Here is a 12,755-nt window from a genome sequence, read left to right on the forward strand (position 1 = left end):
GTGCCGAAGATCTTCGATTTCGGCGGCCGCGAGGTCGAGCGGAGCATCACGGTGGCCGGCCTGCGCGCATTGCGGCAGGCCGGCCGGCGCGTCGCCCAGGTGACCGCCGAGACGGCGGACGAGGCCGCCGCGGCCGAGGCGGCCGGCATCGAGATGGTCGTCTGCCGGGCGGCCAATGTGGCCCGCGTCCGCGAGGGGTCGCGCCGCGTCTTCGTAACGGCCGCGCTCGGCTTCGCCGACGCGGTGACCGGCGACGAGATCCTGCGCACCGCTTTTTCGGCAATCACCTCCGGCGCGGACGCCGTCATCACCGGACGCGGCTTCGACACGGTCCGCATGCTGGCCAATGAACGGATACCGGTCATGGGCCATCTCGGTTTCGTGCCGCGCAAATCGACCTGGGTCGGCGGCATCCGGGCGGTCGGCAAGACTGCGGCCGAGGCGGTCGAACTCTGGGACCAGTTCCGGCGACTGGAGGATGCCGGCGCCTTCGCGGTCGAGTGCGAGATCATACCGGCGGCGTTGATGGCGGAAATCCACCGCCGCACCTCGCTGGTGACCGTGTCGCTCGGCTCGGGCGCCGAGCCGGACGTCATCTTCCTGTTCACGTCGGACATCTGCGGTGAGTCGACCCGCCTCCCTCGCCACGCGCGGGCCTGGGGCAAGCTGGCCGCGTTGCACCAGCAGGTACGCGACGCCCGGATCGACGCGCTCACCGCCTTCCGCAAGGAGGTCGACGGCGGCAGCTACCCCGGCAAGGCCGAGATCGCGGCCATTGCCGAAGAGGAGTTGGAGGGGTTCCGCGCCCTCGTCGATTCGACGAAGTCATGACTGGCTCCTGAGACGCGGTGTGATTTCAAGGCCTGATCCTCGCGGGCGGTCCGCATGCACCAGGCGCCGGCACTCGACATTCCAGCCCGTGGCCTGTATTTCCGCTGCGGCCTTGAAGGCCTTCTCGATGGATTTGCGACATGAAGCAGGATCAGCCCCGTCCGACGCCCCGCGCGGGCATCATGGACATCGAGGCCTATGTGCCGGGAAAAAGCACCGCGCCCGCCGGCGTGACGAAAGTCTACAAGCTGTCGTCGAACGAAAATCCGCTCGGGCCCTCGCCGAAGGCGATCGAGGCCGCGCGCGAAGTGGCGGCGAAGCTCGACGTCTATCCCGATGGCACCGCCCGCCGGCTGCGCGAGGCGATCGCCGAAGTGCATGGGCTGAACCCGGCAAACATCATCTGCTCCAACGGCTCCGACGAGATCCTCGGGCTCCTGGCGCAGACCTATCTCGCGCCGGGCGACGAGGCCGTGTTCACCGAGCACGCCTTCATGGTCTACAAGATCTACATCCAGGCGGCAGGCGCCAAGCCGGTGGCGGTCAAGGAAACCGACGAGCGCGCCGACATCGATGCGATTTTGGCCGCGGTGACGCCGGCGACGCGGATCGTGTTCCTCGCCAATCCGAACAATCCGACCGGCACCTATGTGCCGTTCCAGGAAGTGCGCCGGCTGCACGCGGCATTGCCGAAGGATGTGCTGCTGGTGCTCGACGCGGCCTATGCCGAATATGTGCGGCGCAACGACTATGAAGCCGGCATCGAGCTGGCGGGCAGCTCCGAGAACGTGGTGATGACCCGCACCTTCTCCAAGCTCGGTCTTGGCGGCGCGCGCATCGGCTGGATGTACGGCCCGGCGCATATCGTCGATGCAATCAACCGCATCCGCGGCCCGTTCAACGTCAATGCCACCGCGATCGAGGCCGGCATCGCCGCGATCCGCGACCGCGCCCATATCGAGCGCAGCGCGACGCATAACGAGAAATGGCTGGCCTGGCTCAGCGCGGAGCTGACCGGGCTCGGCCTGCGCGTCACGCCCAGCGTCGGCAATTTCGTGCTGATCCATTTTCCCGACGGCAAGAAGCATTCGGCGGCGGCGGCGGACGATTATCTCAGTGCGCGCGGTTACATCCTGCGCCGCGTGACCGGCTACGGCTTTCCCAATGCGCTGCGCATGAGCATCGGCACAGAAGAGGCCAATCGCGGCGTCATCGACGCGCTCAAGACCTTCCTGAAAAGCTAGAACACCATGGCATCACCGATGTTCGAGAAAATAGCGCTGGTCGGCATCGGCCTGATCGGCTCGTCGCTCGCCCGCGTCATCCGCCGCGAGGGCCTGGCGCGCCATATCGCCATCGCGACGCGCAGCGCATCGACGCTGAAGCGCGCCGAGGAGCTAAGTCTTGGCGATTCCTACACGACGGATGCCAGCGAAGCGGTGCGTGACGCCGACCTCGTCATCGTCTCGGTGCCGGTCGGCTCGTCCGGCGAGGTCGCGGCCGAGATCGCGCCGGCGCTGAAGAAAGGCGCCATCCTTACCGATGTCGGTTCGACCAAGGCCTCGGTCATTACGCAAATGCAGCCGCATGTGCCGGAAGGCGTGCACTTCATCCCCGGACATCCGCTGGCCGGCACGGAAAAGTCCGGACCCGATGCCGGCTTCGCCGATCTCTTCGAGAACCGCTGGTGCATCTTCACGCCGTTGCCGGGCACCGATCCCGCGGCGCTCGAGAAGCTTTCGGAATTCTGGCGGCGCTGTGGCTCCAACATCGACACGATGGACCCGCAGCATCACGACATGACGCTCGCGATCGTTTCGCATCTGCCGCATATCATCGCCTACAACATCGTCGGCACGGCGGACGATTTGGAAGCGGTGACCAAGAGCGAAGTCATCAAATATTCCGCCTCCGGCTTTCGCGACTTCACGCGTCTTGCAGCCTCCGATCCCACCATGTGGCGCGATGTTTGCCTGCATAACAAGGATGCCATTCTGGAGATGCTGGCGCGTTTCTCGGAGGATCTGGCGTCGCTGCAGCGGGCGATCCGCTGGGGCGACGGCGAAAAGCTCTTCGATCTCTTCACCCGCACCCGCGCCGTCCGCCGCTCGATCATCGAGGCCGGACAAGACATCGATGTGCCGGACTTCGGTCGGCAGGCCGTCGAGCATCCCAAAGGGAACTGATGTTCAGGTGAGGCCGGCCTGCAAATGGCAGCTCCCTGCGCTTCCGGCGCTCACGTACTTCAAGTACGCTCCGCTTCGGTTCTCGGGACCCACCATTTTCGACTCGGCCTGACCTGAATCTCAGCTCCCTTTGCCTTCTCGGGCTGGCGGCCAGTGCGCCGCCATCATGGCCAGCGTCTCGGCCCGATCCGGCGCGCCGAGGCGGCCGCCGAAGCGCAGGCATTTGAGCGCGGCGGCGGCGCTGGCGAAGCGCAGGGCCTCTTCCATGGGCATGGCCTCGGCGAGGCCGACGGCGAAGGCGCCATGGAAGACGTCGCCGGCGGCGAGCGTGTCGACAGCCTTGACCTTCGGCGCCTCGACATGGCGCACGCGCCCGGTCGCCCGGTCATGCCACCATGTGCCTGCCGCGCCGCAGGTCACCGCGACGAAGGCATCGGTGCGCGAGGCAAGGTCGGCGCAGGCGCTTTCGGGGTCGAGCGCGTGGCCGCAGACGATGCGCGCCGCCGGCTCCGAGGCGACGATGTGCGAGGCCAAGGGCAGCAGCCGCTCCAGCACCTCGACGGGCGCGGTGTCGGCATCCAGGATCGCCGGGCGGCCGATCGATCTGGCCGCGCTCAGAGCAAGCGCCGCGGCGCCCGGCCAGCGGACATCCACCAGCACGGCGTCGAAGGCGGAAAGGTCGGCGAGCGGCAGCGCCTCGGGATCGGCTTGCGCCTTTTTGTCGTAGAAGGGGACGATGACGCGCTCGCCATGCGCATCCACCAGGATCGCGGCCAGCGCCGAACGCGCGCCGGCGATGCGGCGGACGAGGCTGCAGTCGACGCCTTCGGCTTGAATATCGGCGATCAGCTGGTCGCCGACCGGATCGTCGCCCGCGCTGGCCCATAGCGAGACCTCGGCGCCGAGGCGCCGCGCGGCGCAGGCGGCGCTCGTCGCCATGCCGGAGGCGATCTGGACACCGTCGCTGGCGATGAACTTGCCTTGATGCGCGGGCAGCGCCTCGACGCGAAGGATCGTGTCGAGGGTGAAGGCGCCGACGCTGAGCAGTCTGACCGGCCGCGCCATCGCTGCGCTACTCTAACGGCTTGATCTTGCCGAGCGGGATGAAGCCCAGCGAGGCCTTGCCCTTGACGATCTTGAGCGGCAAGGACGGTTCCTTGCCGAGCATGGCAATGGCGGCAAAGCCCTGGTCGATTTCGCTTTTGTGCTCCGGCATGGCACCGCCAAGGATGGCCGCCACCGCCTTGGGGTCCTTGAGCTTGATCGTCAGGCTTGCGTTGACCAGCCCTTCCGCGTCGACGGAGACCGGCCCGGAGACGGTGATGCGCGCGGTTCCCGACGACAGGTCGAGCTTGGCGATGTCGATCGACTGGCCGCGCAGGCTTTTCGGCGGCGCGGCGATCAGCGCCACGCCGTTCTTCAGCATTACGTCACCACTGCCGTCCAACGCCGGCAGCACGCGTCCGTCGATGGCATCCGCATTGATCTCCAGATCGCCGAAGCTGCCGACATAGTTGATGTCCTGGCCGGCCGGCTGCAACTGGCCGGCCGCTTTGCCGGCGCTGAACAACTGCATCGGGTCTGTGTCGTCCTGCGGATCGGTCTGACCGTTCAAGCCTTCAGCCTTCAGGGAAACGCTCCGTGGCAGCGGCCACCACACTTTGACATTGGCCTGCAACTGGTCCCAGTCGATCCAGAGCGGCGGCATGCCGGGCGCCATCGTCCGCAGCGGCCCGCGCAGATCGGCGACCGGCGACAAGGGTCCGGTGATCCCGGCGACGGCATTGAAGCTTCCGGTGGAGGCGGCGACCTTCCGGGCGTCGTCCTCATAGGCGATGTTGTCGCAGGAGACCATGAAGCTCATCGGATAGCCGGTGACGGCGAGGTTGGCGCAACCGGCGGCGATCCCATTGCTGCCCAGCCTCGCCACCGCCTGGTCGGCCTCGGTTTTGAGCCTGTCGGCGAGATAGAACCAGCCGCCGCTGTAAATGGCGAACAGCACGAGGATGAACGCGGCAAGCCAGAACAGCCGGCGGCGAGGTTTGGGCGATCGCTCGTCACTTGACGTCATGCTGCGGCTCTCGTTAACCCCTCATCCAGCGAGCGGGCTTTCACTCTCACGCAAACAAGCGGGGGACAGAAGAAGCACCTTGGCGGTGCGGTGTCGTTCACTCGAATGCGATCAGGCTTGGCGATATGGGCGATTTTTGGGTTTTTGGCTATGGGTCGCTGATCTGGCGGCCCGGATTTGCCCATGTCGAGACGCGCCGCGCCCGGCTTTACGGCTATCGCCGCTCGCTTTGCGTCTATTCCTTCGTGCATCGCGGCACACGCACCCGGCCGGGCCTGGTGCTCGGCCTCGACCGGGGCGGCTCCTGCATCGGCCTGGCATACCGTGTTCCCGGCAATTTGCGCGACGAGGTGCTTTCCTACCTGCGCGAACGTGAGCTGGTGACCAGCGTCTATCTCGAACGCATGCTCGATGTCCGGCTGGATGGCGGCGGTTCGGTCGAGGCGGTCGCCTACACCGTCGACCGGCAGCATGAGCAATATGCCGGCGGGCTCGATGCCGATCACGCCGCAGAGGTCGTTCGCGGCGCCGTCGGCCAGTCCGGCCGGAACGAGGACTATGTCTTGAGCACGCTCGAGCATCTCAAGGCGCTCGGCATCCGCGATCACTGGCTGGAGGAGGTGGGCCGCCAGATCGCGCCTTCGTGAAGAGCATTTCCGGCGAAAATAATTTCGCCTTCAATGGGCTCTATCTCTTTGTTTTTACGCAATTCCGGGTGCAAGGCTACGGCAAAACCGCCGAGCCCAACCGCTGCGCACTTTTGCTGGAATTGCCCTGGTCCGATCAAAAAGCAAAACCATGCCTTTGACCTCCGCCGGGCACGGCCTAGCTTAGCGGCAACCCCATCCCTAGGCATCAAGCCCTTTCCAGCATCACGGAGATCAGTCTTGCAGAAACGCCGTCTCGGTCGCACCGACCTTTCCATCGCGCCGCTGGTCCTGGGCGGCAACGTCTTCGGCTGGACCGCCGACGAGAAGACCTCCTTCGACCTGCTCGACCGGTTCGTGGGCGCCGGCCTGAATGCCGTCGATACGGCCGATGCCTATTCGCGCTGGGTTCCGGGCAACAAGGGCGGCGAATCGGAAACCATCATCGGCAACTGGATGAAAAGCCGCGGCAACCGCGATCATGTCGTCGTCATCACCAAGGTCGGCTCCGACATGGGGCAAGGCAAGAAGGACCTCTCCGCCGCCTATATCGAAAAGGCGGTCGACGCTTCGCTGAAGCGGCTTCAGGTCGATGTCATCGACCTCTATCTGTCGCATTGGCCGGATCCGGCGACGCCTTACGAGGAAACGCTCGGCGCCTATCAGCGCCTGCTCGAAAAGGGCAAGATCCGCTATGCCGGCTGTTCCAATCTCGATGCCGGGCAGTTGCGCGCGGCGCTCGACGTCGCCAGCCTGCGCAGCCTGCCGCGCTACGAGGTGCTGCAGCCTGAATACAATTTGTACGACCGCTCGTCGCTCGACGGACCGCTGCTCGACCTCTGCAAGGCAGAGGATATCGGCGTCATCACCTATTTCGGCCTGGCCAAAGGATTTTTGAGCGGCAAATACCGCGGCAAGGCCGATCTCGGGAAAAGCGCGCGCGGCGAGGGCGTTGCCGGCTACCTCAACGAGCGCGGCATGCGCATCCTTTCCGCCCTCGATGCCGTGGCCGAGCGCCATTCGGCCAAGCAGGCGGAAGTGGCGCTGGCCTGGATCATCGCGCGACCGGGCGTCACCGCGCCGATCGCCAGCGCCACGACGCCCGCCCAGATGGACAGTCTGATCCGCGCCGCGTCGCTCAAGCTTTCAGCCGACGATATCGGGGCGCTGGACCGCGCCAGCTCATAGCATTCGCACGATCGTCCAAGACGGCCATGACGATCCCTCGTAAATCCTGTCGCATCGCGGCAGGAGGAGGTACGGCATGGCCGACGGCATCTTGGGCGAAGCGCAGCCCTGGCAGCAAGTGCTGGCGCTTATCGTGGCCGCGACGGTCGTCATGGGCAGTCCGGGACCGGCGACGATCAGCGTCACCGCCATTGGCGCGGCGTTCGGCCTGCGCCCTTCCCTGGCTTACACGTCTGGCGTGGCGCTCGGCACGATCGCCGTGCTTCTGGCGGTGGCGGCCGGGATTTTGGGCATGCTGACCTCGCTGCCGGTTCTGGCGCCGGTGCTGGCGACCGCCTCGGCGGCCTACATCCTTTATCTCGCTTTCAGAATCGCGACCGCGCCGCCATTGGCCGAGCGCGGCAGCATGGCGACGAAACCTGATTTTCTCGGCGGCTTCATGCTCGCCATCGCCAATCCGAAAGCCTATGTGGCGATCGGCGCCGTGTTCGCCGGCGCAGCGTCGCGGGCCGATACGCTCGGCCTTTCCACCAGGCTAATGGTGCTCGCCGCGATGATCGTCGCGATCCATGTGGCGTGGCTGCTTGCCGGAACGGCTTTCGCGCGCTTCCTGCGCCATCCGCTGGCCTCGCGGATCATCAATCTGGCGTTTGCCGCCACGCTCGTGCTGACGACTGCGCTGACGGCGTTGCGGTAGCCGATCAGGTCTTCGCGGTCGCGCCGAGCTCCGCCAGCCGCTTCAGCGCCGTCGGCGGCATGGGCGGCGGGTTCGGCGCTTGCGCCGCCTCGACGAGCATCTGGTCGCAGGCGGCTTCGGTCTCGCCGATCAGCCGCTGCATGAATTCGTCCTTGCCGAGACCGGGCGGGATCGGCGGCAGGAAGCGGGCCTTGATGGTGCCGGGATAGCGCAGGAACTTGCGGCGCGGCCAGTAGAGGCCGGCGACATGGGCGACCGGCACCACCGGCACGCCCAGTTGCGAATAGATCTCGACAATGCCGTATTTGTAGGACGGCTCGGCACCCGGCGGGCGGCGCGTGCCTTCGGGGTAGATGATGAGCTGGCGCGGATTGCGATCCATTTCCTGCCTGGTGGCGGCAACGACCGCCTTCAGCGCCTTCGAGCGGCTGCCCCGATCGACCGGGATCATGCGCATCTTCATGATGTACCAGCCGAAGAAGGGGATCCAGGTCAGCTCGCGCTTTAGGATGTAGAGGGCATCGTCGAGATGGGGGAAGAAGGCGATCGCGTCCCAGAAGGACTGGTGCTTCGGCGCCAGGATGAAGGAGCCTTCGGGCAGGTTCTCGACCCCCGTGATCTCACTCGTCGTCGCGGCGATCTTGTCATAGAGCCACATCGAGGTGCGCGACCAGAATTTCGGCACGAACCAGGCGCGGTGGCGCGGCGACAGGAAATAATAGGGCGTCCAGAAGACCATCTGGACGATCAGGTTGAGATAGAAGACGAGGTTGAACGCCAGCGAGCGGATGATGAGCATGCAAGGGGCCCGTGAGAAAGTGTGCGTTGGTTACACCAAGCGGCGGCAAAAAGGAAACGCCACTATGTCGAATGAATGCCGCTAGAGTGACCTAGCCAGCCGCTCCTTCAGGCGCGGCGCGGCGAAATCGAGGAAGGCGCGCAGCTTCACCGGCAGCCGGCCCTGGCCGGCATGAACGAGGCTGACCGGCCAGGGCGGCGGCTCGAACGGCTCCAGCACCACCCGCAGCGCGCCGGCGCGCACGGCAGCGTCGGCCTGGTAGGACAGAACCCTGGTCAAGCCCAAGCCTGCAATCGCGGCATCGAGGGCTGCTTCCGCGGTGTTGACCTGCAGACGCGAGCGCACCGGCACCACGATCTCCGTCTTGCCCGTGCCGAAAGTCCAGGTCGCGGGCGCGGAGAGACCTTCGAAGGTGACGCAGTTGCGGCCCGCGAGCTCAGATGGTTTCTCCGGCGTGCCATGTAGGGCGAGATAGGCGGGGCTTGCGCAGACGATACGGCGGATCGAGCCGACGCGGATTGCAACCATGGCGGAATCCGGCAGCTCGCTGATGCGCACCGCCAGATCGATATGCTCCTCGGCCAGTTGGGTGATCCGGTCCGACAAGGTCAGGCGGACATCCACTTGCGGATAGACGGCTAGAAAGCCGGTGATTACCGGCAGCACATGCAAGCGGCCGAAGACGACCGGCGCGGTGATGGCCAACTCACCGGTTGGGTTGAGGTATTCGCCGGCGGCAGAGCGCTCGGCCTCGCTCACCTCGTCGAGAATGCGTCGGCATGCGATGAGATAGGACTGGCCGGGATCGGTCAGCGTCAGCCGCCGCGTCGAGCGGTTGAGCAGGCGCGTCCCTAAGTGCTTCTCCAGTTCGGAGAGCTTGCGGCTGACGGTCGGCAGCGGCACGCCGGCGCGGCGTGCCGCAGCGGATAGGCTGCCGGCCTCAACCGTGGTGACGAACAGCGACATGGCGTCGAGGCGATCCATTATTCTTCCGAAATCTGGAAAGATAGATTGCGAATATGCCCTCTACATCCGATTTTCGAAAGTGGCTAATTGATGTGCGATCCTGTCCGAGGAGCGCCAGCATGAATGAATTCACCAGCGACGTCGCCTTCACGCCGACCGTCAAGGCCATCCAGTCCCGCAAGGGGTCGCGCGACTCCTATGCGCGCGTCGAGCAGCGCGGCGGCTGGCGGGCGACGATCACTGCCGACCTCGCCGCCTTCATCGAAGCGCAGACCAGCGTGTTCCTGGCGACGGCAAACGCCGAAGGTCAGCCCTACATCCAGCATCGCGGCGGGCCTGCCGGCTTCCTCAAGGTGCTCGACGAGCACAGGATCGGCTTTGCCGATTTTTCCGGCAACCGGCAGTTCATCACCCAGGGCAATCTCGAGGACAACGACCAGGCTTTCCTGTTCCTGATCGACTACATGCTCAGGCAGCGCATCAAGATCTGGGGCAGGGCGGGTGTCGTCGAAAATGACCCGGAGCTGACGGCGAGGCTGATGCCGCCGGATTACAAGGCGCGGCCGGAGCAGGCGATCCTGTTCACGATCACGGCCTGGGATGCCAATTGCCCGCAGCACATCCCGCAGCGCTTCGAGGCGGCGGATGTCGCGGCGGCGCTGGCCGAGCGCGACCGGCGCATCGCACGCCTGGAGCAGGAGATTGCGCGCCTGCGCGAGAATGCGGCGGCTAAGGTTTAGTTCTTCGCCAAAGTCGATGCTTCCGCCAGCGTGACGCTCTCGGGCGCCGCGCGGAGCGGCAGGAAGCCGCGCGCCAGCGACAGCACATATTTGCTGTATTCGGTCAGCAGCACGCGCAGTGCTTCCGGCTTGGTCAGCCAGCCGCCATTGCCGAGATTGGTGTTGACCACCGGATAGGGCTCGAGGCGCGCGCCATGCAGCAGCCGGCTCATTTCGAGCAGGCTGCGCGGCATGTGGTAATTGTTGGTGACGATGATGATGCTGCCATAGGCGTGGTTCTCCACCCATTTGGCGCTTTCCTCGGCATTGCCGATGGTGTCGAGCGCAGCGCGGTCGATATCGACGCAGCAGGAGAAGAGCTGCTTGTCGCCGCCCATTGCCGCCTGCAACTGGCGCTTGGTGGCCGATGGATGGACGCCGCTGATCAGCAGGCGTTCGCCTTTGCCGGAGGCTAGCAGGTCCATCGCCGCGTCGAGCCGCGACTGGCCGCCGGTGAGCACGATGATGGCGTCGGCCCTGGCCGGGTTGAGCGGGGTGGTCATATGGCTGACCTTGTCGGCGAACCAGCCGAAGCCGCCGGCAAAAAGCACCAGCGCGGCGAGAATGATGAAACCGCAGACGCGCAGGGCAAACCTCAAACGGCCCGACGTGGCGGAAGCAGCGGCGCGGGCATGCACCACCGGCATCCGTCCAGTTGTCCCGATCGACTCCCGCGCTTCCATCATCCCCAGGTTAATCCCGAAAGCATCCCATGGTTAACTCCGAAATGCGGCCTTTGATAGGTAACACGGCGCACATTGCGTTACGGCAAGTGTCTCATCTGTGATCGTTGTCCTGTTTGGATACAACGCTTTGCGCCGATTTTCGGTCTGAGCTCATGGGTCAGCCCGCATCCGGTTGGCGAACGTCGATGTCGCTGAGATAGGTGACGACGGTCGCGTGCGAGGTCGCCGCTGTCAGCGCGCCGATCACCAGCACCATCAGGCCGACGCCGAAATAGCCGGCGGAACCGATGGCGAAATTGCCGAACAAAGCGGTGGCCTGGTCGGCCTGGGGCGTGGCCATGTTGCGCGACGACCACCAGGAAAAGACGATGAAGACGGCGATCGCCAGAGCGCCGCCGGCAGCCGCGCCCTTCATGCCGGTGACCAGGAAGTGCCAGCGGAATTCGCGCGCGATGAAGCGCGCCTCGGCGCCGACGAAATGCAGCACCTCGATGATATGGCCGTTGCCGGCCATGGCGCCGCGTGTGGCGAACACCACCGTCAGCACGGTCGCCGAAAGCATCAGCACCAGCACGGCGATGCCGATCGTCACCGTCGTGTGCGCCATGGCAACCAGACGGTCGACCCAGGTACGATGATCGTCGAGCGCGGCGGTCGGGATCTTGGGTGTGATGGCGGCGCGCATGGCGGCAAAGTCCGGCGGGCTGACCTCGTCGATGGTGACGATGATAAGGCGCGGCACCGGCAGTTCATCGATGTTGAGGCCGCTGCCCAGCCATGGCTCCAGAAGGCGCGCCGTCGCCTCGCGGTCGATGATCTTGGTGCCCTTCACGCCGGGGAACTCGCCGGCGATCTGCGAGGCCTGCGCAAGGGCAGCCTCCATGTCGAGGCCGTCGGCCGGCTTGATCTGGATCGTCGCCTCGCGCGAGATCTGGTTCTCCCAGACGGAGGCGGTATCGCGCACCAGCGTCACCGCGCCGAAGGTGAGGCAGGACAGGAAGGTCATGATGGCGATGACCAGCACCAGTGCCCGCCCGGCGATGTTCTGCGCCGGCACGATCGGCGCCGTCTTGCGCTGCACACGCCGGACCGTCACCGACGCCTCGGCGTCGGCTTCATCGTGCAGGTGATCGGCCGGAAAGTCAGTCATAGACGTCCAGCCTTCCGCCGGCCAGAATCATGCGGCGCGCATCGACCTGCTCCATCAGGCCGAGGTCGTGGGTGGCGATGACCACGGCTGTGCCCAGCCGGTTGAGCTCGATGAACAGCCTGAGCAGCCGGCGCGCCAGCGGCGGATCGACGTTGCCGGTAGGCTCGTCGGCAAGCAGGATCTCCGGCTGCTCGATCAAGGCCCGGGCAATCGCGGCGCGCTGCTTCTCGCCGCCCGAAAGCACCGGCGGCAGGACATGCATGCGGTCGCCGAGGCCGACCCATTTCAGAAGCTCGGTCACGTCGGTACGATAGCTCGCTTCCTCGCGCCCGCGCACGCGCAACGGCAGCGCGACATTCTCGTAGGTGGTCATGTGGTCGAGCAGGCGGAAATCCTGGAACACCACGCCGATGCGGCGGCGCAGCAGCGGCAGTTCGCCGCGCGAGATGCGCGAGCGGTCCTTGCCGAAGATGGTGATCAGGCCGCGCGTCGGCTTCAGCGACATGAATAAAAGGCGCAGCAAGGTCGTCTTGCCGGCACCCGAGGGGCCGCTCAGGAACTGAAAGGAGCGCTCCGGAATGTGCAGGGAGATGTCGCGGAGGATCTCCGGACCCATGCCATAGCGGAGGCCGACATTTTCGAAGCGGATCACGTTCGGCGACCTGAAACTTTCGGCGGCGACGCGCCACAATCTACTTTAACCGACCATCGGCCGGCATGGTTAACCGGCGGTTAATTTTGCAATGTTCAGCGCG

General features: G+C 65.6%; 15 protein-coding genes. 8 read left to right on the top strand and 7 right to left on the bottom strand.

Annotated elements, in window-relative coordinates:
- The 3 genes from FJ430_RS07705 to FJ430_RS07715 all read left to right on the top strand — a co-directional run bounded on the left by FJ430_RS07705 (position 1) and on the right by FJ430_RS07715 (position 3,017).
- Positions 1-831: a 3-methyl-2-oxobutanoate hydroxymethyltransferase gene (locus FJ430_RS07705; protein WP_140704866.1), complete on the top strand. Its 831-nt coding sequence runs from the start codon at positions 1-3 to the stop codon at positions 829-831.
- A gap of 140 nt (positions 832-971) precedes the next feature.
- Positions 972-2,075 (top strand): histidinol-phosphate transaminase, encoded by a 1,104-nt coding sequence (gene hisC / locus FJ430_RS07710; RefSeq protein ID WP_140658765.1) that lies wholly within the window; start codon positions 972-974, stop codon positions 2,073-2,075.
- A 6-nt stretch (positions 2,076-2,081) separates the two neighbouring features.
- Positions 2,082-3,017, top strand: a complete 936-nt coding sequence (locus tag FJ430_RS07715; protein WP_181175316.1) for a prephenate/arogenate dehydrogenase family protein — start codon at positions 2,082-2,084, stop codon at positions 3,015-3,017.
- A 120-nt stretch (positions 3,018-3,137) separates the two neighbouring features.
- Here FJ430_RS07715 and FJ430_RS07720 read toward each other — a convergent pair whose 3' ends face one another.
- The gene (locus FJ430_RS07720; protein WP_140704871.1) at positions 3,138-4,082 is read right to left on the bottom strand and encodes a sugar kinase; all 945 of its coding nucleotides are present in this window, start codon (positions 4,080-4,082) and stop codon (positions 3,138-3,140) included.
- Between the two features lie 7 nt (positions 4,083-4,089).
- Positions 4,090-5,088 carry a DUF2125 domain-containing protein gene (locus FJ430_RS07725; protein WP_140704873.1) on the bottom strand — a complete coding sequence of 333 codons (999 nt, stop codon included), beginning with the start codon at positions 5,086-5,088 and terminating at the stop codon, positions 4,090-4,092.
- A 125-nt stretch (positions 5,089-5,213) separates the two neighbouring features.
- On the opposite strand from FJ430_RS07725, the gene FJ430_RS07730 reads away from it, so the two are divergent.
- The 4 genes from FJ430_RS07730 (at position 5,214) to FJ430_RS07745 (ending at position 7,620) form a co-directional block, all read left to right on the top strand.
- Positions 5,214-5,735 carry a gamma-glutamylcyclotransferase gene (locus FJ430_RS07730; protein ID WP_140704875.1) on the top strand — a complete coding sequence of 174 codons (522 nt, stop codon included), beginning with the start codon at positions 5,214-5,216 and terminating at the stop codon, positions 5,733-5,735.
- On the top strand, positions 5,732-5,896 hold the full coding sequence (locus tag FJ430_RS07735) for a hypothetical protein (protein WP_181175318.1): 165 nt from the start codon (positions 5,732-5,734) through the stop codon (positions 5,894-5,896). The genes FJ430_RS07730 and FJ430_RS07735 overlap by 4 nt, the downstream gene beginning before the upstream one ends.
- 79 nt (positions 5,897-5,975) lie before the next feature.
- Positions 5,976-6,923, top strand: a complete 948-nt coding sequence (locus FJ430_RS07740; protein ID WP_140658770.1) for an aldo/keto reductase — start codon at positions 5,976-5,978, stop codon at positions 6,921-6,923.
- Positions 6,924-6,999: 76 nt separating this feature from the next.
- A complete protein-coding gene (locus FJ430_RS07745) occupies positions 7,000-7,620 on the top strand; it encodes a LysE family translocator (RefSeq protein ID WP_140704877.1) in 621 nt (206 codons plus the stop codon).
- 4 nt (positions 7,621-7,624) lie between these two features.
- Here the strand turns inward: FJ430_RS07745 and FJ430_RS07750 are convergent, their stop codons facing one another.
- Positions 7,625-8,419: a lysophospholipid acyltransferase family protein gene (locus FJ430_RS07750; protein WP_140704879.1), complete on the bottom strand. Its 795-nt coding sequence runs from the start codon at positions 8,417-8,419 to the stop codon at positions 7,625-7,627.
- 81 nt (positions 8,420-8,500) lie between these two features.
- Positions 8,501-9,403 (bottom strand): LysR family transcriptional regulator, encoded by a 903-nt coding sequence (locus FJ430_RS07755; RefSeq protein ID WP_140704881.1) that lies wholly within the window; start codon positions 9,401-9,403, stop codon positions 8,501-8,503.
- A 101-nt stretch (positions 9,404-9,504) separates the two neighbouring features.
- Between FJ430_RS07755 and FJ430_RS07760 the strand changes: the two genes are divergently transcribed.
- Positions 9,505-10,125, top strand: a complete 621-nt coding sequence (locus FJ430_RS07760) for a pyridoxamine 5'-phosphate oxidase family protein (protein ID WP_140704883.1) — start codon at positions 9,505-9,507, stop codon at positions 10,123-10,125.
- Here FJ430_RS07760 and FJ430_RS07765 read toward each other — a convergent pair.
- From FJ430_RS07765 to ftsE, 3 genes are all read right to left on the bottom strand, one after another.
- The gene (locus FJ430_RS07765; protein WP_140704885.1) at positions 10,122-10,850 is read right to left on the bottom strand and encodes a YdcF family protein; all 729 of its coding nucleotides are present in this window, start codon (positions 10,848-10,850) and stop codon (positions 10,122-10,124) included. The genes FJ430_RS07760 and FJ430_RS07765 overlap by 4 nt on opposite strands.
- 157 nt (positions 10,851-11,007) lie before the next feature.
- Positions 11,008-12,000, bottom strand: coding sequence for a cell division protein FtsX (locus FJ430_RS07770; protein WP_140704887.1), 993 nt, complete (start codon positions 11,998-12,000; stop codon positions 11,008-11,010).
- Positions 11,993-12,652: a cell division ATP-binding protein FtsE gene (gene ftsE / locus FJ430_RS07775; protein ID WP_027167480.1), complete on the bottom strand. Its 660-nt coding sequence runs from the start codon at positions 12,650-12,652 to the stop codon at positions 11,993-11,995. The genes FJ430_RS07770 and ftsE overlap by 8 nt, the downstream gene beginning before the upstream one ends.
- Positions 12,653-12,755: the final 103 nt, after the last annotated feature.

It is taken from the genome of Mesorhizobium sp. B2-8-5, from assembly GCF_006440675.2.
Classification (GTDB): Bacteria; Pseudomonadota; Alphaproteobacteria; order Rhizobiales; family Rhizobiaceae; genus Mesorhizobium.